The 20,860-nt window shown below is 71.6% G+C and carries 17 protein-coding genes; 10 read left to right on the top strand and 7 right to left on the bottom strand.

From position 1 onward, the window contains the following. The first annotated feature begins 50 nt into the window (after nucleotides 1-50). Entirely contained in the window at nucleotides 51-950 is a 900-nt protein-coding gene (locus tag AB0M79_RS06050) for an ROK family protein (RefSeq protein WP_364208288.1), read from the top strand. Nucleotides 951-1,263: 313 nt separating this feature from the next. On the opposite strand, the gene ilvD is transcribed toward AB0M79_RS06050, so the two are convergent. Then, the gene (gene ilvD, locus AB0M79_RS06045; protein WP_364208285.1) at nucleotides 1,264-3,111 is read right to left on the bottom strand and encodes a dihydroxy-acid dehydratase; all 1,848 of its coding nucleotides are present in this window, start codon (nucleotides 3,109-3,111) and stop codon (nucleotides 1,264-1,266) included. A gap of 224 nt (nucleotides 3,112-3,335) precedes the next feature. Here ilvD and AB0M79_RS06040 point away from each other — a divergent pair, with 224 nt between their 5' ends. From AB0M79_RS06040 to serA, 6 genes are all read left to right on the top strand, one after another. Beyond that, on the top strand, nucleotides 3,336-5,669 hold the full coding sequence (locus AB0M79_RS06040; RefSeq protein ID WP_364208832.1) for a bifunctional diguanylate cyclase/phosphodiesterase: 2,334 nt from the start codon (nucleotides 3,336-3,338) through the stop codon (nucleotides 5,667-5,669). Nucleotides 5,670-5,883: 214 nt separating this feature from the next. Next, on the top strand, nucleotides 5,884-7,740 hold the full coding sequence (locus AB0M79_RS06035; protein WP_364208282.1) for an acetolactate synthase large subunit: 1,857 nt from the start codon (nucleotides 5,884-5,886) through the stop codon (nucleotides 7,738-7,740). A 28-nt stretch (nucleotides 7,741-7,768) separates the two neighbouring features. After that, nucleotides 7,769-8,284: an acetolactate synthase small subunit gene (ilvN, locus tag AB0M79_RS06030; protein WP_357532712.1), complete on the top strand. Its 516-nt coding sequence runs from the start codon at nucleotides 7,769-7,771 to the stop codon at nucleotides 8,282-8,284. A 40-nt stretch (nucleotides 8,285-8,324) separates the two neighbouring features. Further along, nucleotides 8,325-9,338 carry a ketol-acid reductoisomerase gene (ilvC, locus tag AB0M79_RS06025; RefSeq protein ID WP_364208279.1) on the top strand — a complete coding sequence of 338 codons (1,014 nt, stop codon included), beginning with the start codon at nucleotides 8,325-8,327 and terminating at the stop codon, nucleotides 9,336-9,338. A gap of 193 nt (nucleotides 9,339-9,531) precedes the next feature. Next, nucleotides 9,532-10,770 (top strand): mannosyl-3-phosphoglycerate synthase, encoded by a 1,239-nt coding sequence (gene mpgS, locus AB0M79_RS06020; protein WP_364208276.1) that lies wholly within the window; start codon nucleotides 9,532-9,534, stop codon nucleotides 10,768-10,770. 208 nt (nucleotides 10,771-10,978) lie between these two features. Then, nucleotides 10,979-12,577, top strand: a complete 1,599-nt coding sequence (gene serA, locus AB0M79_RS06015; protein ID WP_364208273.1) for a phosphoglycerate dehydrogenase — start codon at nucleotides 10,979-10,981, stop codon at nucleotides 12,575-12,577. Between the two features lie 92 nt (nucleotides 12,578-12,669). Here the strand turns inward: serA and AB0M79_RS06010 are convergent, their stop codons facing one another. Continuing rightward, a complete protein-coding gene (locus AB0M79_RS06010) occupies nucleotides 12,670-13,023 on the bottom strand; it encodes a hypothetical protein (RefSeq protein ID WP_364208270.1) in 354 nt (117 codons plus the stop codon). A 280-nt stretch (nucleotides 13,024-13,303) separates the two neighbouring features. Continuing rightward, nucleotides 13,304-14,161, bottom strand: coding sequence for an FAD:protein FMN transferase (locus AB0M79_RS06005; RefSeq protein WP_364208267.1), 858 nt, complete (start codon nucleotides 14,159-14,161; stop codon nucleotides 13,304-13,306). 183 nt (nucleotides 14,162-14,344) lie between these two features. Between AB0M79_RS06005 and AB0M79_RS06000 the strand changes: the two genes are divergently transcribed. Both AB0M79_RS06000 and AB0M79_RS05995 read left to right on the top strand, forming a co-directional pair. Beyond that, a complete protein-coding gene (locus AB0M79_RS06000; protein ID WP_364208829.1) occupies nucleotides 14,345-15,376 on the top strand; it encodes a 3-isopropylmalate dehydrogenase in 1,032 nt (343 codons plus the stop codon). Between the two features lie 239 nt (nucleotides 15,377-15,615). Continuing rightward, nucleotides 15,616-16,713: a branched-chain amino acid aminotransferase gene (locus AB0M79_RS05995; protein ID WP_364208264.1), complete on the top strand. Its 1,098-nt coding sequence runs from the start codon at nucleotides 15,616-15,618 to the stop codon at nucleotides 16,711-16,713. A 76-nt stretch (nucleotides 16,714-16,789) separates the two neighbouring features. Here the strand turns inward: AB0M79_RS05995 and AB0M79_RS05990 are convergent, their stop codons facing one another. Beyond that, on the bottom strand, nucleotides 16,790-17,485 hold the full coding sequence (locus AB0M79_RS05990; RefSeq protein WP_364208826.1) for a tyrosine-protein phosphatase: 696 nt from the start codon (nucleotides 17,483-17,485) through the stop codon (nucleotides 16,790-16,792). Nucleotides 17,486-17,612: 127 nt separating this feature from the next. Between AB0M79_RS05990 and AB0M79_RS05985 the strand changes: the two genes are divergently transcribed. After that, nucleotides 17,613-18,902, top strand: a complete 1,290-nt coding sequence (locus AB0M79_RS05985; protein WP_364208261.1) for an MFS transporter — start codon at nucleotides 17,613-17,615, stop codon at nucleotides 18,900-18,902. A 76-nt stretch (nucleotides 18,903-18,978) separates the two neighbouring features. On the opposite strand, the gene AB0M79_RS05980 is transcribed toward AB0M79_RS05985, so the two are convergent. The 3 genes from AB0M79_RS05980 to AB0M79_RS05970 all read right to left on the bottom strand — a co-directional run bounded on the left by AB0M79_RS05980 (nucleotide 18,979) and on the right by AB0M79_RS05970 (nucleotide 20,680). Next, nucleotides 18,979-19,404 carry a PRC-barrel domain containing protein gene (locus AB0M79_RS05980; RefSeq protein ID WP_357533414.1) on the bottom strand — a complete coding sequence of 142 codons (426 nt, stop codon included), beginning with the start codon at nucleotides 19,402-19,404 and terminating at the stop codon, nucleotides 18,979-18,981. Nucleotides 19,405-19,591: 187 nt separating this feature from the next. Next, on the bottom strand, nucleotides 19,592-20,122 hold the full coding sequence (locus AB0M79_RS05975; RefSeq protein ID WP_364208258.1) for a carboxymuconolactone decarboxylase family protein: 531 nt from the start codon (nucleotides 20,120-20,122) through the stop codon (nucleotides 19,592-19,594). A 3-nt stretch (nucleotides 20,123-20,125) separates the two neighbouring features. After that, complete coding sequence (locus AB0M79_RS05970; protein ID WP_357532695.1) at nucleotides 20,126-20,680, bottom strand: peroxiredoxin; 555 nt, start codon at nucleotides 20,678-20,680, stop codon at nucleotides 20,126-20,128. Nucleotides 20,681-20,860: the final 180 nt, after the last annotated feature.

The raw sequence follows: 20,860 nt of genomic DNA, 5'->3' as shown, positions 1-20,860 counted from the left end.
ACCGGACGGAGCGAGGTGACGGTGTGACGGGTCCCGTTCTAGCTGTTGACGTGGGTGGCACGAAACTGGCCGCGGCGGTGGTCGAGCCGGACGGCACGATCGCCACCCGGGCGGTGGTACCGACCCCCGTCAGCCCCGACGCGCAGACCGTGGCCGCCGCCCTCGACGGGCTCGTACGCGAGGTCGCCGAGCGGGGGCCGAGCCGGCGGCTGGTCGGTCTCGGGGTCGGGTCGGCCGGGCCGCTCGACCCGCTGGCCGGCACGGTCAGCCCGGTCAACATCACGGCCTGGCGCGACTTCGGCATCCTCGACGCGTTGCGCGACGTGCTGCCCGGCCGGCCGGCGGTGCTGGCCGGCGACGGGCACTGCATGGCGCTCGGCGAGCACTGGCGGGGCGGGTACGGCGACCGCTCGGTGCTGGGCATCGTGGTCTCGACCGGGGTCGGCGGCGGCCTGGTGATCGGCGGCCGGGTGCATTCCGGCGGCACCGGCAACGCCGGGCACATCGGCCACATCGTGGTCGACCTGGGCGGGCCCGACTGCGCGTGCGGCGGCCGGGGCTGCGTGGAGGCGCTCTCCAGCGGGCCGGCGATCGCCCGGTGGGCGGTCGAGCAGGGCTGGTCGCCGGGAGACCGGCCGGCCGACGCCCGGGCCCTGGCCGACGCCGCCCGGGCCGGCGACCCGGTGGCGCGGCGTGCCTTCGACCGGGCGGCGCTCGCCCTGGCCGCCGGCATCGTCTCCGCCGCCGCGCTGATCGACCTCGACGACGTGGTGATCGGTGGCGGCGTGTCCGGCGCCGGCGACGTGCTCTTCGACCCGCTGCGGGCGGCGGTCGCGGAGCTGGCCGGGCTGCCGTTCGTGACCCGGGTACGGATTCACCCGAGCACCCTCGGCGGCGACGCGGGGCTGCTCGGCGCGGCCGCACTGGCGATGGAGGCCGCCCGCGCCTGACCCACGCCGCGCGGATCGCCCGCGCCGCGTGATCGTCTGCTGCTCCGCCGGCCTCGGACGGCGTGTCGTCCGGTCGGACAGCAGACGATCGTCGGTGTCCCCGTGGCGGGCGACCGGGGGTGGGCCACCGGGTATGTCGCTGTCGCGCGCCACAGCGAATTCGCTGTCGATACGCCGATTTCGCTGTGGACCGCGACAGCAGTACCCCGCCGGGCGGCCGCACGATCACGGCGCTCCCGACCCGGTGGACGTCGCCCGGGCCGGGAGCGACGCTCCCGGCCCCGCGACGAAGGTGTTACTCGCGACGAAGGTGTTACTCGGGCACCCGGCGGTAGGCGCCGTCGCTGGCCGAGGTGGCCATCGAGGCGTACGCCCGCAGCGCGGCGGACACCGGGCGCTGCCGGTCGACCGGCGTGTACGGCCGGTCCCGCTTGTCCTGGGCGATCCGGCGCGCGTCGAGCACCTCGTCCGGCACGTTCAGCCGCAGCGACCGGGCCGGGATGTCGATGACGATCTCGTCACCGTCCTCGACCAGCGCGATCAGCCCACCGCCGGCCGCCTCCGGCGAGACGTGACCGATCGACAGGCCCGAGGTGCCACCGGAGAACCGGCCGTCGGTGATCAGCGCGCATGCCTTGCCGAGCCCGCGGCCCTTGAGGAACGAGGTCGGGTAGAGCATCTCCTGCATGCCCGGCCCGCCCTTCGGACCCTCGTAGCGGATCACCACGACGTCGCCCGGCCGCACCTCCTTGGCGAGGATGCCGCTGACCGCGTCGTCCTGGGACTCGAAGACCCGGGCCGGCCCGCTGAACCGCCACAGCTCCTCGTCGACGCCGGCGGTCTTGACCACGCAGCCGTCCGGGGCGAGGTTGCCGTGCAGGATGGCCAGCCCACCGTCGGCGGTGTAGGCGTGGGCCCGGTCGCGGATGCAGCCGGCCTCGGCGTCGGTGTCCAGCCGGTTCCACCGGTTGGTGGTGGAGAACGGCTCGGTGGTGCGTACGCCGCCCGGCGCGGCGTGGAAGAGTTCGACGGCCTCCGGGCGGGCCTTGCCGCCGCGGATGTCCCAGTCGCCGAGCCAGGTGTCCAGGTCGGGGGAGTGCACGGCGCGTACGTCGCGGTGCAGCAGCCCGGCCCGGTCGAGTTCGCCGAGGATGGCCGGGATGCCACCGGCCCGGTGCACGTCCTCCATGTGGTACTTCGGGCTGTTCGGGGCGACCTTGGCAAGGCACGGCACCCGGCGGGAGATCGCGTCGATGTCGGCGACGCCGAAGTCCAGTTCGGCTTCGCGGGCCGCGGCCAGCAGGTGCAGGACGGTGTTGGTCGAGCCGCCCATCGCCACGTCGAGCGCGACCGCGTTCTCGAACGCCGACCGGTTGGCCAGCGCGCGGGGCAGCACCGAGGCGTCGTCGTTTTCGTACCACTGCCGGGCGATCTCGACGATCAGGCCGCCGGCCCGGACGAACAGGTCCTTGCGGGCGGCGTGGGTGGCCAGCGTCGAGCCGTTCCCGGGCAGCGCCAGGCCGATCGCCTCGGTGAGGCAGTTCATCGAGTTGGCGGTGAACATGCCCGAGCAGGAGCCGCAGGTCGGGCAGGCCGACCGCTCGATGCTGTCGAGCTGTTCGGTGGTCACCGCGTCGTTGGACGAGGCGATCATGGCGTCGATCAGGTCGATCTTCTCGTGGACGATGCCCTCGATCGCCACCGTCTTGCCGGCCTCCATCGGGCCGCCGGAGACGAAGACCGTGGGGATGTTGAGCCGCAGCGCGGCCAGCAGCATCCCCGGTGTGATCTTGTCGCAGTTCGAGATGCAGACGAGCGCGTCGGCGCAGTGCGCGTTGACCATGTATTCGACGGCGTCGGCGATCAGTTCGCGGCTCGGCAGCGAGTAGAGCATTCCGCCGTGACCCATCGCGATGCCGTCGTCGACGGCGATCGTGTTGAACTCGCGTCCCACCCCACCGGCCGCGGCGACCGCGTCGGCGACCAGCCCGCCGAGGTCCTTGAGGTGTACGTGCCCGGGCACGAACTGGGTGAAGCTGTTGGCGATGGCGACGATCGGCTTGCCGAAGTCGTCGTCCGTCATGCCGGTCGCGCGCCACAGGGCGCGGGCTCCAGCCATCGTCCGCCCGTGGGTGGAGGTCTTGGACCGCAGGTCAGGCATGCCCCCCAGTGTTGCACCGCGACCCGTCCACCGGCCGCCGCGCCGTACGGCGGGTCCACCACTCGGGAAAAGGTGTGGTGTCCGCCATAGCCGCCGGACCCGCTGTCGCACACCCCGTCCCCCCACGCCAGGTCGCCATCCGGCAGAGTTGATGTGTGCACTTCCCCTCGGGTGTCGAGATCGCCGCCGTGGCCGGTGGGTTCACCGCCGTGATCGGCACGGTGATGCTGGTCTGGTCAGCCCGCCGGCACTCCGGCGCGAGCCGGCGCGCCCGCCTGGTGCTCGCCGCCGGGGCCGGGGTGGCCGCCGCCAGCCTGGTCGTCGGTCTCGTCGGCCTGGTCGCGATGGTTCCGGACTGGTCGGCATACCGGGAGCAGCGGGTCACCCTGGCCGGTGTCGTGTCGATCGGGGTCGTGCTCAGCGGGGTCCTGTTCAGTGTCGGGCTGCTGCGGATGCCCGGCCTCGCCGGTGACACCCGCACGGTGGCCCGCCACCTGCTCGACGCGGTGGTCGTCGGGGCCGCGCTGTGGTTCGTCGGCTGGGTGCTGCTGTCCGAGCCGACCCGCATCCTGGGCGCGGCGACCCCGACCACCTGCACGGCGATCCTGCTGGCCAGCGTGGCGGTCGCGATCGTGGTCGGGGTGGCCGTGGTCGCCGTGCTGCGCACCGCCCGGCCGCGCCGTGGGCTGATCCTGACCGGTGCCGGCATCGTCACCACCGCCGTCGGCGGGCTCGGCGTGGCCACCGGCGTCTGCCAGCCGGGCACGGCGATGGTGCTGGCGAGCACCGTGGCGGTGCCGGTCGGCGTGCTCGTCCTCGTCTGGGCGGTCCGGTTCCCCGACACCCCCGGCGAGCCGCACGGCGACGTGATCCGCCGGGGCACCGCCTACGCCTTCCTGCCGATGCTCGGCATGGCCGCCTCGGCGGTCTACCACCTGCTGCTCGAGGGCCGGTTCACCGCCCCGGGGATCGCCGCCGGCATCGCGGAGGGGTTCGCGCTGGTCGCCCGGCAGTACGTCGCGCTGCTCGACGTGCGGGCGTACGCGCACCGGCTGGCCGAGAGCGAGGCGCACTACCGGGACCTGGCGCACACCGACGCGCTGACCGGGCTGGCCAACCGGCGCGGACTGCTGGAGGAACTGCGCCGGGTGCACCAACGTGACGTACCGGTGGTCCTGCTGGCCCTGGACCTCGACGGCTTCAAGTACGTCAACGACATGCGCGGCCACGACGTCGGCGACGCGGTGCTCGGCGACGTCGGCGCCCGGCTGCGGCAGAACCTGCGGCCGGGCGATCTCGCCGCCCGGCTGGGCGGTGACGAGTTCGCCGTGCTGATGCGCACCGGGCCGGCCGAGGCGCAGCGGGCGGCGGACCGGCTGCTGGGGGTGCTGTGCCGGCCGTACGAGCAGGGCGACGGCACCGTCTTCCTGTCGGTCAGCATCGGTATCGCCCGGCGCACCGGCGGGTCGGACGTGCCCACCCTGCTGCGCAACGCCGACCTGGCACTGCGCTACGCGAAGCAGCGCGGCAAGAACCGGGTCGAGCAGTACGACATCGCCTACGACCAGTTGCTGCGCCGGCGGACGACCCTGGAGCACGAACTGCGCGGTGCGGTCGAGCGCGGCGAGCTGCACCTGGTGTTCCAGCCGGTGGCGGAGATCCCGGCGGTCCGGCCGGTCGGCGCCGAGGCCCTGCTGCGCTGGACCCACCCGCGGCTGGGCAAGGTACGCCCCGACGAGTTCATCCCGCTCGCCGAGGAGTGCGGGATGATCGCCACGCTCGGGTCGTGGGTGCTGCACCAGGCGTGCCACCAGCTCGCCCTGTGGCGGGCGGCGGGCCACGACGTGTGGGTGTCGGTCAACGTGTCGCCGCGCGAGCTGCACGCCCCGGAATACGTCGAGCAGGTGGCCGAGGCGCTGCGCGCCCACCGGGTGCCGTCGCAGCGGCTGGTGCTGGAGGTGACCGAGCACACCGTGGCCACCGACCTCGACGAGTTGATCAAGCGGTTGCGGGCGCTGCGGGCCATCGGCGTACGGATCGCGCTGGACGACTTCGGCGCCGGCTACTCGTCGCTCGGCCAGCTCCGGCACCTGCCGATCGACATCCTGAAGATCGACCACAGCCTGGTGGCCGAGCAGAAGTCGCCGGTGGACGGCCGGCCCGACCGGGTCTTCGCCCCGTACGTCGACGTCGTGATGCGCCTGGGGCACCAGCTCGGCCTGCAGGTGATCGCCGAGGGGGTGACCAACCAGACCGAGATGGCGGCCGTGGTCGAGGCGGGCTGCCGCTTCGGGCAGGGGCAGCTCTTCGGCTGGGGGGTTCCCGCCGAGCACCTGGAGGCGCTGCTGGAGTCGGCGACGTCGCCGGGCGCGCGGGCGGTGCCGGCCGTTCCCCGGCAGATCGGCGGGCGGGCCGACGGGGGCGTGGGCGCGCCGGTGAACCGTACGCCGGACGCGGACCCGGCGCAGTCGTCGCACGAGGTTGACCAGCGGAATCCGACACGCGGTGACCAGGATGTGAGATCAGTTGACTCAGCGCGTGAGATGCGTCAGGCTTAGCCCCATGTCGCCGACCAGGTCGTTTCGAGTACTTATCTGAGCGCACTCTCATCGTTCGAGAGTGCGCTGGCCCCGTGCATCTGCACGTGGGCCGTTTTTATTGGCCAGCCACCCGTCGCCCGTCCGGGCGCGGGTCCGCCCGCGCGGGCACCGGTCCGCGCCGAACCCGCATCACGCGTAGAGCGTGCCGCACCGACCGAAGGCCAGAATTGCGATGACTAGACCAACGCCAGAGACGCTCGCCAACCGCGTCCACGCGACGCCCAGCCCGGCCACCCTCGCCACCGGGTCCGGCTCGGCGGCCGTGCCCGTACCGCCGCCCGGCCCGGCCCAGGTCTCCGGTGCGGGTTCGCTCGTCAGGTCGCTGGAGGCGCTCGGCGTCGAGGTCGCGTTCGGCATTCCGGGCGGCGCCATCCTGCCGGCGTACGACCCGCTCTACGACTCGACGGTGCGGCACATCCTGGTCCGGCACGAGCAGGGGGCCGGCCATGCCGCGACCGGCTACGCGCAGGCCACCGGCAGGGTCGGGGTCTGTATCGCCACCTCCGGTCCGGGCGCGACCAACCTGGTGACGCCGATCGCCGACGCCTACATGGACTCGGTGCCGGTGGTGGCGATCACCGGTCAGGTCGCCCGTCCGGCGATCGGCACGGACGCCTTCCAGGAGGCCGACATCCAGGGCATCACCCTGCCGATCACCAAGCACAACTACCTGGTGCAGACGCCGGAGGAGATCCCGCGCATCCTGGCCGAGGCGTTCCACCTGGCCTCCACCGGCCGGCCGGGCCCGGTCCTGGTCGACATCCCCAAGGACGTGCTGCAGGCGCAGACGACGTTCTCCTGGCCGCCCACCCTGGAACTGCCCGGCTACCGGCCGACCCTGCACCCGCACGGCAAGCAGATCCGCGAGGCGGCCCGGCTGATGAACGCCGCCCGCCGTCCGGTGCTGTACGTCGGCGGCGGCGTGCTCAAGGCCGAGGCGACCGAGGGGCTGCGCAAGCTGGCCGAGCTGACCGGTATCCCGGTGATCACCACGCTGATGGCCCGGGGCGCCTTCCCCGACTCGCACCGGCAGCACCTGGGCATGCCCGGGATGCACGGGACCGTCGCGGCCGTCTACGCGCTGCAGAAGGCCGACCTGATCGTGGCGCTCGGCGCGCGGTTCGACGACCGGGTGACCGGCAACCTGGACTCGTTCGCCCCGGGCGCGGCGATCGTGCACGCCGACATCGACCCGGCCGAGATCGGCAAGAACCGGGCCGCCGACGTGCCGATCGTCGGTGACGCCCGGCACGTGATCGACGAGCTGATCGCGGCGGCGACCGTCGAGCAGAGCGGCGGCCGGACCGGTGACCGCACCGAGTGGTGGGCGCAGCTCGACGACCTGCGCGACCGCTACCCGCTGGGCTACGACGAGCCGGCCGACGGCACGCTGGCCCCGCAGTACGTCATCCAGCGGATCGGCGCCATCGCCGGCCCCGACGCGGTCTACGCCGCGGGTGTCGGCCAGCACCAGATGTGGGCGTCCCAGTTCATCTCGTACGAGAAGCCGCGGACCTGGCTCAACTCCGGCGGTGCCGGCACGATGGGCTACGCGGTGCCGGCCGCGATGGGCGCGAAGGTCGGTATGCCGGACACCACCGTGTGGGCGATCGACGGCGACGGCTGCTTCCAGATGACCAACCAGGAGCTGGCGACCTGTGCCCTGGAGGGCATCCCGATCAAGGTCGCCGTGATCAACAACGGCAACCTGGGCATGGTCCGCCAGTGGCAGACGCTGTTCTACAACGAGCGCTACTCCAACACCGACCTGGGCACCCACAAGCACCGCATCCCCGACTTCGTCAAGCTCGCCGAGGCGCTCGGGTGTGTCGGGCTACGCTGCGAGAACGCCGCCGACGTGGACAAGACGATCGAGGCGGCGATGGCCATCAACGACGCCCCCGTGGTGATCGATTTCGTGGTCGGCAAGGACGCCATGGTGTGGCCGATGGTCGCCGCCGGCACCAGCAACGACGAGATCATGTTCGCCCGTGGGGTCCGCCCCACGTTCGACGAAGACGACCTGTGACCGCGCCGGCGGAGTTCGAGGAGAAGGCATGAGCAAGCACACGCTGTCGGTGCTGGTGGAGAACAAGCCCGGCGTCCTGGCCCGGGTGGCCGGCCTCTACTCCCGGCGCGGGTTCAACATCGACTCGCTGGCGGTCGGGGAGACCGAGCACCCGGAGGTCTCCCGGATCACGATCGTCGTCAACGCCGACGAGTCCCCGCTGGAGCAGGTGACCAAGCAGCTCAACAAGCTGGTCAACGTTCTGAAGATCGTCGAGTTGGACCCGGGGGCCGCGGTCGCCCGCGAGCTGCTGCTGGTCAAGGTCCGGGCGGACCGGGCGGCGCGGGCGCAGGTGCTGGAGACGGTCGCGCTCTTCCGGGCGCGGGTCGTCGACGTCGCCCCGGACACGCTCACCATCGAGGCGACCGGCACGCCCGACAAGCTCGACGCGCTGCTGCGCGACCTCGAACCGTTCGGAATCAAGGAAATGGTGCAGTCCGGCCTCGTGGCGATCGGGCGCGGCTCGCGCTCGATCACCACCGGCCCGGCGCTGCGTGCCGCTTAGTGACGGCGGGTCGCAGGGCCCGTCGCAGGAAAGGGAAGTCATGACCGCTGAGGTGTTCTACGACGACGACGCCGACCTGGGCATCATCCAGGGCAAGAAGGTCGCGGTGATCGGCTACGGCAGCCAGGGGCACGCCCACGCGCTGTCGCTGCGCGACTCGGGTGTCGAGGTCGTCATCGGCCTGCCGGAGGGCTCGAAGAGCCGGGCCAAGGCCGAGGAAGAGGGCCTGCGGGTGCTGACCCCGGCAGAGGCGTCGGCCGAGGCCGACCTGATCATGGTGCTGGCGCCGGACACCGTGCAGCGTTCGCTGTACGCCGAGTCGATCGCGCCGCACCTGTCGGCCGGCAAGGCGCTGTTCTTCGGTCACGGCCTCAACATCCGGTACGACCTCATCAAGCCGCCGGCCGACGTGGACGTGGCCCTGGTCGCCCCGAAGGGGCCGGGTCACCTGGTCCGCCGGCAGTACGTCGACGGCAAGGGCGTGCCCGCGCTGGTGGCGGTGGAGCAGGACGCGACCGGCAACGCGCTCGCGCTCGCGCTGTCGTACGCCAAGGGCATCGGTGGCACGCGGGCCGGTGTGATCAAGACCACGTTCAAGGAGGAGACCGAGACCGACCTGTTCGGTGAGCAGGCGGTGCTCTGCGGCGGCGCCTCGGCGCTGGTGCAGACCGGCTTCGAGGTGCTGACCGAGGCGGGCTACGCCCCGGAGGTCGCCTACTTCGAGTGCCTCCACGAGCTGAAGCTGATCGTCGACCTGATGTACGAGGGTGGCATCGCCCGGATGCGCTACAGCGTCTCCGACACCGCCGAGTACGGCGACTACACCCGTGGTCCGCGGGTGGTCGACGCCCGGGCCAAGGAGGAAATGCGCAAGATCCTGGCCGAGATCCAGTCGGGTGAGTTCGCCCGCGAACTGATCGCGGAGGACGACGCCGGCCGGCCCAACTTCAACAAGTGGCGGGCCGAGGGCGCCGCGCACCCGATCGAGGAAACCGGTCGGAAATTGCGCGGGATGATGAGCTGGGTCGATCGACCGATCACCGAGACCGCCTGACGCCCAAGGGCAGCGAACGGCACTTCATCGAGGCGTTCCCGACATGTCGCCTGGGCGGCAACGGGAACGCCTCGATCATTGTGCGTTACGTCCAGGTTGCGATTCGGCGTCCGTTCGTGGCGGAAGTCGAGCGCTGTGCCTATTTGACCGTTGGTTACAACCAGTTAATCTAAGTCTCCGGTACTGTCGCCGCATGCGTCTGGAGCACTCGCACCGTACCGAACGCTTCGGCGCCGTTCGCATCCACGAACTTCAGCGCGTTATCGAGCTGGACTCCGGGGATGCCACGGGGGCCCGGGGCAGTGGCATCGTCTCGCACGATGCCATCCGCGCCATCGAGCGCGAGATGGTAATTGTCATTCCGTGCATGAATGAGACACGGAGGGTGATCGAGGGTGTGCTCTCCGGTATCCCGCACGACTGTCTGATCGTGCTGGTCTCGAACAGCGACCGACATCCGGTCGACCGGTTCGAGATCGAGGCGCAGACCGTCGAACAGTTCTGCCAGTCGGCCGAGCGCCCCGCGATCACCATCCACCAGCGCGACCCGGGTCTCGCCGCGGCCCTCAAGGCGGCCGGGATGCCCGAACTGGTCGGTGACGACGGGATGGTCCGCGCCGGCAAGGGCGAGGCGATGCTGATCGGCATGGCCGTCGCCGCGATGACCGGACGGGCCTACATCGGCTACGTGGACGCCGACAACTACGTGCCCGGCGCCGTGCACGAATACGTCAAGGTCTACGCCGCCGGCCTGCACCTGGCCGCCAACCCGTACGCCATGGTCCGGATCTCCTGGCACTCCAAGCCCAAGCTGCGCGACGGGCGGCTCTTCTTCAGCCGACGCGGCCGCAGCTCCGAGATCACCAACCAGTTCCTCAACCGGCTGGTCGCCGAATACTCCGGCTTCGGCACCGAGGTGATCGCGACCGGCAACGCCGGCGAGCACGCGCTCAGCCTCGACCTCGGGCTGCGGATGCGCCTGGCCGGCGGGTTCGCCGTCGAGCCCTTCGAGTACGTCGACCTCTTCGAGCAGTTCGGCGGGGTGCTGCCCGCCTCCTATCCCGAGGTCATGACCAGCTCGGTGCCGGTCCTGCAGATCGAGACCCGCAACCCGCACTTCCACGACAACAAGGGCGAGGACCACGTCCAGGGCATGCGGATGCAGGCGCTGAACGTGCTCTACCACTCGCCGGTGTCGCTGCCGGCGGTGCGTGAGGCGATCCTCGACTTCATGGTCGCCCAGGGGGCGCTGGCCCCCGGCGAGGAGCCGCCCCGGGAGCGGATCTACCCGCCGGTGGGGTCGCTGGACTTCGACCTGTTCTTCGACACGCTGACCGCCGAGGCGAACAGTTTCCGGCAGGTCGGCACCGGTCCAGCCGTGGAAAGACCGAGCCCGCGAGGCCGCACTCCGGAGACCGCAAGCCCCGCGTGAGGGGGCTCACCTGGAAGCGGTTGCGCGGGCGTTAGGTCGGGTTTGTGAGGGCACTCACGCGGGGGTGCGGGCCGTGGTGGCGCCGGTGGCGCCTACGATCGCGGTAGGCCGCATCCCCGTTGTGTATCCCGCTCGGGGGAGTGCTGGGCGCAGAGCGGCGCCCCCGCCGCCGCACACCACCCGCCCCTGACGATATCTACGAGGACCGATGACTCCTGTCGTACTGATCGCTGAAGAGCTCGCCCCCGCCGCGCTCGACGTCCTGGCCCACGACTTCGACGTACGGCACGTCGACGGCACCGACCGGGTCGCCCTGCTGGCCGCGCTCGCCGAGGCCGACGCGGTAATCGTGCGCAGTGCCACGCAGATCGACGCCGAGGCCGTGGCCGCCGCGCCGCGGCTCAAGGTCGTCGCGCGGGCCGGCGTCGGCCTCGACAACGTCGAGGTGCCGGCCGCCACCGCCCGCGGCGTCATGGTGGTGAACGCGCCCACCTCCAACATCGTCTCCGCTGCCGAGCAGGCCGTCGCCCTGCTGCTGGCCGTGGCCCGCAACACCGCCAGCGCCAGCGCCGCGCTCAAGGCCGGCGAGTGGAAGCGTTCCAAGTACACCGGCGTCGAGGTGCAGGGCAAGACCGTCGGGGTGGTCGGGCTCGGCCGCATCGGCGTGCTGTTCGCCCAGCGGATCGCGGCCTTCGGCACCCGCCTGATCGCGTACGACCCCTACATCCAGCCGGCCCGCGCCGCCCAGCTCGGCGTACGGCTCGTCGGCCTGGAGGAGCTGCTGCGCGAGAGCGACTTCATCTCCATCCACCTGCCGAAGACCCCGGAGACCGTCGGCCTGATCGGCGAGAAGGAACTCGCGATCGTCAAGCCCGGCGTCCGGATCGTCAACGCGGCGCGCGGCGGCCTGGTCGACGAGCAGGCCCTAGCCGACGCGATCGCCGAGGGCCGGGTCGGCGGCGCCGGTGTCGACGTCTACGCCAAGGAGCCGTGCACGGCGTCGCCGCTGTTCGCGTTCGACAACGTCGTCGCCACCCCGCACCTGGGCGCCTCGACCGCCGAGGCCCAGGACAAGGCCGGCCTCGCCGTCGCCAAGAGCGTCAAGCTGGCGCTCCAGGGCGAGTTCGTGCCGGACGCGGTCAACGTCCAGGCCGGCGGCGTCGTCGCCGAGGACGTCCGGCCGCTGCTGCCGCTCGCCGAGAAGCTCGGCAAGGTCTTCACCGCGGTCGCCGGCGGGATCGCCGCCAGCGTCACCGTCGAGGTCCGTGGCGAGATCGTCGCCAACGACGTCTCGGTGCTCAAGCTGGCCGCCACCAAGGGCCTGTTCACCTCGGTGGTCGAGGAGCAGGTGACGTACGTCAACGCGCCGCACCTGGCCGCCGACCGGGGCGTGGCCGTCGAGCTGGCCACCTTCGCCGACACCGCCGACCAGCCCAACCTGGTCACCGTGCGCGGCGCGCTGCCCGACGGCCGTACCGTCTCCGTCTCCGGAACCGTGGTCGTCAGCGGCACCCGCGAGGTCATCAAGCTCACCGAGGTCGACGGCTTCGACCTGGAGTTGGGCGCCGAGGGCATCCTGCTCTTCCTGCGCTACGTCGACCGGCCGGGCGTGGTCGGCACGATCGGCTCGATCCTCGGCGAGTCCGGCGTCAACATCGCCGCGATGCAGGTGGCCCGGCGCGAGGCCGGCGGTGAGGCGCTGATGACCCTCACCGTCGACTCGGCGGTCGGCGTCGAACTGCTCGCCTCGGCCGCCGACGCGGTCGGCGCCGTCGCCGCGAGCGCGGCGGACCTGCGGGACGAGTAGGCAACGGCGACCCGGCGGGTGTCCGACCGCGGTCGGTCACCCGCCGGCCCGTTGCGCCGCGGCCGGCGGCGCCCCGGTCCGGCGGCGCGTGATCAGCGTCCTACGGTGGCCGGTGGTGGATACACCGAGCCGTCCTGCGGGTCGAACAACAGCAACCCGTATACGCCGGCGAGTCGCTCCACGGTCAGCAGCACCTCGTCGGCACAGGTCTCGGTCAGGTTCATCTCCAGGTGGTCGGCGGCCAGGTGCAGTGGTGTCACCGCCCACGGGGAGTTGGCGGCCCGTTCCGGATAGCTCGCGGTCAACGCGGCGTGGAACGCGAGGATGCGGCGATCGGGCGGCCCCGCCCGGTGCTCGCCCCGCCGGCACGACTCGTGGGCGGCGCGCACATTCGCCGCCGTGGCGCCCGTTGCGTCAAGGGCCCACACGACCAGATCGAAACTCACGCGCCACAGACTGCCATCCGACCGGGGTCAGGTTTCGCGCAACCCCGGATCGACACGCGGTGGACGTACCTCTTGCGCTCGGTGAGCTGCAATCGATAGCGTATCCGCGCGGTTACGCAGCGATTCCCGGGCGTGGGCTCGTCTTCGGGTGATGGGACACCACGTCGGGTGCGTGCCGACACTTGTGCGCGAGCCACGCGTACTCGTCTTCGACCGGCCCTCGCGATCTGTTGCCGAGATCGTGGGGGCCGGTCGTCTTTCCGGGCGGCCGACCGTCCGCTCAGCGGGTCGGGGCGAGCAGCGCCCGGTAGCCGTCCGCGGTGGGAAACCAGGCCAGTCCGGCGCGGCCGGCGGCGAAGAGTGCCGTCGCGTAGGCGTCGGCGACGGCCAGGTCCGGGCCGGTCACGGTGGCGGCCGCGAGGTGGTGGACCGCCTCGCCGGTGTGCGGGTCGACGACGTGGTTCTGGTGGCCGGCCACCCCCGAGGTGCCGACCGCACCCCCGGTCATCGCCAGCATGATCGGTGGCCGCTTCGTCTGGTAGGGGTGGTGGATCGCGACCCGCCACGGCCCGCCGTGCGGCGCGTGCCCGCGTACGGTCAGGTCGGCCCCGCTGACCACGGCGTAGTCCTCGATGCCGGCGGCGCGCAACCGGGCCGCGGCCCGCTCGACCGCCCAGCCCTTGATCAGGCCGCTGGGGTCGAACCCGCCCGGCACCGCCCAGGCGTCGAACCAGCCGTCGGTCGCCGCCCGCATCGCGTTGCACCGCTCGACGATGTCGAGCAGCGGCGGGTAGGCCTCGGGGGCCACCTCGCCGCGGCGCAGCCGGGACACCAGGCTGCCCTCGCGCAGCGGGCTGTAGGTCACGTCGATCGCCCGCAGTTCGGCGACCGCGTCACCGATCGCCTCGCTCAGCATCCGCCGGGTCATCCAGGCCGGCCCGTTGAGGACCAGCGAGTAGTCCGCGGTCGAGGTCTGCACGGTGTGCCGGGCGACCAGCCGGTCGGGACCGGCGCCGGCACTCGTTGGCCGGGACCTCGCGGCCGGGCCGCCGAGGCGTACGTCGGGTCTGGCCGGTTGGTCACCGGGAGCGATGGTTCGGACGGTGTCGGTGTTACGGATGGTGCGGTGGATCGGCATTGCCTTCGGCCCCCCTCTGCCGGACGTCACCCAACCTAGGCGCCGGACGTGACCTCGTGGTGGATTTTCGCTGTGAAGCTTCTGTACGGCAGAACTTTCCAAACCTTGGGAAGCGCGTACCGGAGGACGGGACGATCGCCTAACGTTCGGTAAACAGCGAGGGTTAAGGAGTTCGACGTGTCGGTGGCACGGATCGCGGTGGTGGCCGGTGACGGCATCGGGACCGAGGTGGTCGCCCAGGCCCGCAAGGTCCTCGACGCCGTACTGCCCGGAGTGGAGGCGACCGAGTACGACCTCGGGGCCGCCCGCTACAACCGCACCGGCGAGGTGCTGCCCGACTCCGTGCTGGCCGAACTCGCCGGACACGACGCGATCCTGCTCGGCGCCGTCGGCGACCCCAGCGTCCCGCCGGGCGTCCTGGAGCGCGGCCTGCTGCTCAGGCTCCGCTTCGCCTTCGACCAGTACGTCAACCTGCGCCCCTCCCGGCTGTGGCCGGGCACCGCGAGCCCGCTCGCCGGTGTCAAGGCGGGCGAGATCGACCTCGTCGTGGTCCGCGAGGGCACCGAGGGGCTGTACACCGGCGCGGGCGGCTCGCTGCACCGCGACACCCCCGCCGAGGTCGCCACCGAGGAGAGCCTCAACACCCGGCACGGCGTCGAGCGGGTCATCCGGGACGCGTTCGCCCGCGCCGAGCGCCGCGAGCGCCGCAAGGTGACCCTGGTCCACAAGACCAACGTGCTGACCCACTCCGGTTCGCTGTGGGCCCGGGCGTTCCAGGCGGTCGCCGCCGAGCACCCGGACGTCACCACCGAGTACCAGCACGTCGACGCCGCCGCGATGTTCCTGGTCACCCAGCCGCAGCGCTACGACGTCGTGGTCACCGACAACCTCTTCGGCGACATCCTCACCGACATCGCCGCCGCCGTCAGCGGTGGCATCGGGCTGGCCGCCAGCGGCTGCATCAACCCCGAGCGGGCCTACCCGTCGATGTTCGAGCCGGTACACGGTTCGGCGCCCGACATCGCCGGCAAGGGCGTGGCCGACCCGGCCGCCGCAGTACTGTCCGCGGGGCTGCTGCTCGACCACCTCGGCCACCCCGAGGCGGCCCACCGGGTATCCGAGGCGGTCGCCGCCGAACTCGCCGCCCGCGTACCCGGAGCACCGCTGCGTACCGAAGAGGTCGGCGACCGGCTCGCCGCCCACGCGGCCGGCTGACCCGCCCCGCAAACCGCCGGCCGGGCCGGCCGGACCACGGTCCGGCCGGCCCGTACCGATCTGTTTCGCCCACCCCGACCGGGGACTCCACCGGCCGTCCGCGACCGTCACCGCGCCGTCGACGCACCTGGCCGGGCCATCGCCCATGAACGACCGTTCGGGGTAGATTCCAGGCACCAGTCCCGTTCCCCTGGCGTGCCCGTGTTCGCACGCGCCCAGCAATCTGGAGGTCAAACGCGATGAGCGGTGGTGACAAGCTCGACTTCGAGATCCGTCCGAATCCTGCGCCGGTATCCGCCGCCGAACGAGCCGCGCTGATGGCCAACCCGGGATTCGGCCGGATCTTCACCGACCACATGGTCACGATCCGCTACGCCGACGGCAAAGGCTGGTACGACGCCCGGGTCGAGGCCCGCGCGCCGATCCCGATGGACCCGGCCACCGCGGTCCTGCACTACGCCCAGGAGATCTTCGAAGGGCTCAAGGCCTACCACGCCGGCGACGGCGGGGTGACGCTCTTCCGCCCGGAGGCCAACGCCGCCCGGTTCACCGCCTCGGCCCGCCGGATGGCGATGCCGCCGCTGCCCGAACCGGCGTTCCTGGACTCGCTGCGGCACCTCGTCGAGGTCGACCGCGAGTGGATCCCGGCCGGCGACGACGGCAGCCTCTACCTGCGCCCGTTCATGTACGCCAGCGAGGTCTTCCTCGGGGTCCGGCCGGCCGCCGAATACCTGTACGTGCTGATCGCCTCGCCGGTCGGGTCGTACTTCTCCGGCGGTGTCAAGCCGGTCACCGTCTGGGTGTCGCCGCACTACACCCGGGCGGCGCCCGGCGGCACGGGGGCCGCGAAGTGCGGCGGCAACTACGCCGCCTCGCTGGTCGCCCAGGCCGAGGCGATCGAGCACGGCTGCGACCAGGTGGTGTTCCTCGACACCGTCGAGCGTCGCTACGTCGACGAACTCGGCGGGATGAACATCTTCTTCGTCTACGACGACGGCACGCTGGTCACCCCGCCGTTGACCGGGACGATCCTGCCGGGCATCACCCGGGAGTCGGTGATCACCCTGGCCCGCGAGGCCGGGCACGAGGTGGTCGAGCGGCCGGTCGCCTTCGACGAGTGGCAGGCCGACGCGACCAGCGGCAGGCTGCGGGAGGTGTTCGCCTGCGGGACCGCCGCGGTGATCACGCCGATCGGCCGGGTGCGGTTCCCGGAGGGCGAGTTCGCGGTCGCCGACGGCGGGCCGGGCGAGGTCAGCATGGGAATCCGGCAGCGGCTGGTCGACATCCAGCGGGGCCGGACCGACGACCCGTACGGCTGGGTCCACCGGGTGTTCTGATCCGCGTGATCAGGGACCTTGTCGCGCGGCGCGCCGACGACGCGCCGGAAAAGGTCCCTGATCACGGGGATCTTCGTCATTCGAGGAGGTGGGTCCGCATCGCCTCCAGTTGGGCCGGGGTGACGCCGGCGCCCAGCAGGTAGTTCTCGATCGAGCCGTGCCGGGTCCGCAACTCGGTGAGGAACAGCAGGATCGCCTGGGCCGGCGACGCCAGGAACGGCGCCGGGATCGGGTGGTCCGGGAACTTGCCGCGGATCCAGGCGGCGAACCGTTCCGACGCGGCCGAGGTCAGCGCGTAGTCGGCGGCGATGTCCTCGTCGCTCACCCCGAGCGTCGACAGCGTCAGCGCGCACACCACGCCGGTCCGGTCCTTGCCGGCGACGCAGTGCACCACGGCCGGCGCGGTGTCGGCGTCGGCGACGATCCCCACCGCCCGGCCGACCCCGGCCGCACCCGTCTCGGCGAGTTCGAGATAGCGGTCGGCGAGGTAGCGGCCGACGCCCAGCGTCTCGTCGTACGGGATCTCGATCCAGTCCCGGTGCTCGGGATGGATGTGCCGGTAGTCCAGGCCGACGAAGTCGGGCACCCGCCCGTCGCGGCTCACCTCGGTGGGCCGCCGCAGGTCGATGACGGTCCTGACGCCGAGCAGCGCGAACGCGTCGCGGTCGGCACCGTCGAGGCGGTGCAGCGAGTCGGAGCGGTAGAGCCGTTTCCAGCGGACCGTACGGCCGTCGAGACCGGCGTAGCCGCCGATGTCGCGGAAATTGAACATGGTCGAGAAGGACAGGGAACGGTTGACCGGGGTGACATCCACGCCCTCACCGTAGCGCCGGCCGGGTGTGGTGCGGGACACCGGAAAACGGAATGACCGCGGCCCCGTCCGGTGCTTACCGTACGTCGTGCACAGCTATCGCCGGGACCTGCAACTGCTGCGCGACAGGCGCTTCGCCCTCCTGCTCGCCGCCCGTACGGTCTCCGTGCTCGGCAGCGCCTTCGCCCCGGTGGCGCTGGCCTTCGGCGTACTGGAACTGGCCGGTGCGAACGCCACCACCCTGTCGGTGGTGCTGGCCGCCCAGGCCATTCCCCAGGTCGTGTTCATGCTCGCCGGCGGGGTGCTCGCCGACCGCTTCCCGCGCTACCGGGTGATGATCGCCGGTGAGGTGCTGTGCGCGGCGGCGTACACGGTGCTCGCCGCGATGCTGGTGACCGGGTGGGCGCCGCTGCCCGGCCTGGTCGTCGGCGCGGTGCTGTCCGGGATCGGGGTGGCGCTGTTCTACCCGTCGCTGGTCGGGATCGTGCCGGAGGTGGTCGCCGCCGAACGCCTCCAGGCCGCCAACGGGCTGCTGCGGCTCGGCACGAACTTCGCCCGGATCGCCGGGTACGCCCTCGCCGGCGCCACCGTCGTGCTGGTCGGGGCGGGGCCGGCGCTGGCCGTCAGCGCCGCGATGTTCGCCGGGTCGGCCCTGCTGATCGCCGCGCTGCGGCTGCCGGCGCGGGTACGGTCGGCGACCGGAACGGGGACGAACCCGCTCGCCGATCTGCGCGACGGCTGGCGGGAGTTCGTCTCGCGGCAGTGGATCTGGGTCATCGTGCTCCAGTTCGCGTTCCTCGTCATGGCGCTGCAGGCGGCACACGGGGTGCTCGGCCCGGTGGTGGCCAAGGAGGAGATGGGCGGGGCGGCGGCCTGGTCGGCGGTGCTCGCCGGCGAGGCGGTCGGCATGGTCGTCGGAGTGGTGATCGCGATCCGCATCCGGCCGCGCCGGCCGATGCTGGTGTCCGTGCTGCTGACCGTGCCGACCGCGTTGCCCTACCTGCTGCTCGGGATCTATGCACCACTGTGGATGGTGGTGCTCGGGGCGGTCGTGATGGGCATCTGCTTCGACATCTTCGGCGTGCTGTGGGAGACCAGCCTCCAGCGGGAGATCCCGCCGGACGCGCTGAGCCGGGTCAGTTCGTACGACGCCCTGGGCTCGCTGATGTTCGGGCCGGTCGGGCTGCTGGTCGCCGGCCCGGCGGCGGCGGTGTTCGGCGCCCGCCCGACGCTGATCGCCTGCGCCGGGCTGATCGTGCTGTCGACGCTGGCGGCCCTGTGCTCGCCGGGCGTACGCAACATGCGCCTGAGCGATTCCGGGCCGGCCGTCATACCCGCCGACCAGCCGCCCGCGAAGGTCGCCGCGCCCGCGGTCTGAACCGCCGGACGGGAAGACAGCGACGGCCGGTCGGGGCGGATGCCCCGGCCGGCCGTCGGATCGTTCGGTCCGCCGCCTACATGATCTGCGGAGGCAGGGCGGTCGTGCCGGGGGAGCCGTACGAGTCGCCGTAGTGGCCACCCAGCTTCTCCCGGTACGCCGGATCGTGGTGCCGGTCCGGGTCGAACTCGGGTGCGGCCTTGATGTGTGCCTTGTCCTGGTTGACGTAGACCTTCTGGTCATCATGGTCGACGTGGTTGACCACGCCGGCCGGCAACATCACCTTGTTGCCGAAGATCCACGGTCCGGTGTCGACCACGAGGTAGCTCGAGTTCACCTCGTAGCTCGCGGAATCGATCTTTCCGATCCCGCCGTCGGTGGCCTCCACCTTGTAGCCGACCAGGTCGGCACCGGTGACCCCGGCGTCTTCGCGGTAGCTCCATGGATCGAAGGCGCCCGCGGGAGGACCGCCCGGAACGACGCCCTGGGCGCCGTCGTACATCGGGTCCTGTGTCGGGTGCACCGGATCCTGGGTGCCGTACGGGGTCGTCTGAGGGTCGAGCCGGGTCATCTGGCTGCCTCCTCTTCTCGACGTTGACTTTCCTCGGTCGAGAGGATTCCTACCCCGGTCCGGCCGCGGCGACACATCTTCATCGACGGACGTGTCGCCGGGCCGGGACGCGTCGGGGTCAGGCCAGGGCGGTCTCGGCGTCGAGGGTGACCGCGGCGGCGTGCACGACGGCGGCGATCCGCAGCGCCTCGTGCACCTGCTCACGGGTGAATCCCGTGCCGCGCAACGTCTTCTCGTGCGACTCCAGGCACACCCCGCAGCCGGTGATCGCGGAGACGGCCAGGCACCACAGTTCGAAGTCGCCCTTGTCGACGCCGGGCCGGGCGATGATCTGCATCCGGAGCCGGGCCGGGATCGTCGCGTACGACTCGTCGCCGATCAGGTGCTTGGCCCGGTAGTAGACGTTGTTCATCGCCATGATGGCCGCCGCGCCCTTGGCCGCCTCGACGGCTTCGGGCTTGAGCGTGCCGGCGGCCTCGGCGGCGATCTCCCGCAGCACGACCGGGTTGCGGGCGGCCACCGCGCAGGCCAGTGCGGTGCCCCAGGACTGTTCCGGGCTCAGGGTCGAGGTGCCCACGGTGGAGCCGAGGTTGAGCTTGATGTCCTTGGCGTAGTCCGGCAGGGCCGCCTTGATGACGTCGAGGCCCATGGATCAGGCGCCCGCGAGGAGTTTCTTGGCGTCGAGGGTCTCGCCGCCCTTGTTCCAGTTGCACGGGCACAGCTCGTCGGTCTGCAGCGCGTCGAGGACCCGCAGCACCTCGGAGACGTTGCGGCCGACCGAACCTGCGGTCACCATCGCGAACTGGATCTCGTTGTTCGGGTCGACGATGAACGTCGCCCGCTGGGCCACCCCGTCCTCGCCGAGCACGCCGGCGGCGGCGGACAGTTCCCGCTTGATGTCGCTCAGCATCGGGAACGGCAGGTCGCGCAGGTCCGGGTGGTCCTTGCGCCAGGCGTAGTGCACGAACTCGGAGTCGACCGAGACGCCGAGCACCTGGGCGTCGCGGTCGGCGAACTCGCCGTTCAGGCGGCCGAACTCGGCGATCTCCGTCGGACAGATGAACGTGAAGTCCTTCGGCCAGAAGAAGACGACCCGCCACTTGCCCTCGTAGCTCTTGTTCGTGATCGTCGTGAAGGCGTCGTCGGCGTCGAGCGAGACGCAGGCGGCGAGTTCGTACTGCGGGAAGTGGTCACCGACGGTGAGCACGGTACCTCCTGGTGGGCCGTATCTGGATTCGATCCAGATTTTGCCCGGCTCCTGTTTCGGTCCGATGGCGCAGTGATGAAGTGTGAATCCTGTCACGGACTGACAAAACGGACCGATCGACGGGGTCCACTGCGTCCCGAATCGGGCTTCCCGAAATATGGATTCCTGCTCTCGAATCCT

Origin of the sequence: Polymorphospora sp. NPDC051019 (assembly GCF_040683055.1) — a bacterium.
GTDB classification, from domain to species: domain Bacteria; phylum Actinomycetota; class Actinomycetes; order Mycobacteriales; family Micromonosporaceae; genus Polymorphospora; species Polymorphospora lycopeni.
This window is presented reverse-complemented; position numbering and strand designations above follow the sequence as displayed.

Bases quoted from the DNA above. Each gene is read 5' to 3' on its own strand.
- serA (WP_364208273.1), top strand. From the start codon at position 10,979: ATGACTCCTGTCGTACTGATCGCTGAAGAGCTCGCCCCCGCCGCGCTC.
- AB0M79_RS05990 (WP_364208826.1), bottom strand. From the start codon at position 17,485: ATGTTCAATTTCCGCGACATCGGCGGCTACGCCGGTCTCGACGGCCGT.
- AB0M79_RS06040 (WP_364208832.1), top strand. From the start codon at position 3,336: ATGCTGGTCTGGTCAGCCCGCCGGCACTCCGGCGCGAGCCGGCGCGCC.
- ilvC (WP_364208279.1), top strand. From the start codon at position 8,325: ATGACCGCTGAGGTGTTCTACGACGACGACGCCGACCTGGGCATCATC.
- AB0M79_RS05980 (WP_357533414.1), bottom strand. From the start codon at position 19,404: ATGTACGACGGCGCCCAGGGCGTCGTTCCGGGCGGTCCTCCCGCGGGC.
- AB0M79_RS06035 (WP_364208282.1), top strand. From the start codon at position 5,884: ATGACTAGACCAACGCCAGAGACGCTCGCCAACCGCGTCCACGCGACG.
- AB0M79_RS05975 (WP_364208258.1), bottom strand. From the start codon at position 20,122: ATGGGCCTCGACGTCATCAAGGCGGCCCTGCCGGACTACGCCAAGGAC.
- ilvN (WP_357532712.1), top strand. From the start codon at position 7,769: ATGAGCAAGCACACGCTGTCGGTGCTGGTGGAGAACAAGCCCGGCGTC.
- ilvD (WP_364208285.1), bottom strand. From the start codon at position 3,111: ATGCCTGACCTGCGGTCCAAGACCTCCACCCACGGGCGGACGATGGCT.
- AB0M79_RS05995 (WP_364208264.1), top strand. From the start codon at position 15,616: ATGAGCGGTGGTGACAAGCTCGACTTCGAGATCCGTCCGAATCCTGCG.
- mpgS (WP_364208276.1), top strand. From the start codon at position 9,532: ATGCGTCTGGAGCACTCGCACCGTACCGAACGCTTCGGCGCCGTTCGC.
- AB0M79_RS06005 (WP_364208267.1), bottom strand. From the start codon at position 14,161: ATGCCGATCCACCGCACCATCCGTAACACCGACACCGTCCGAACCATC.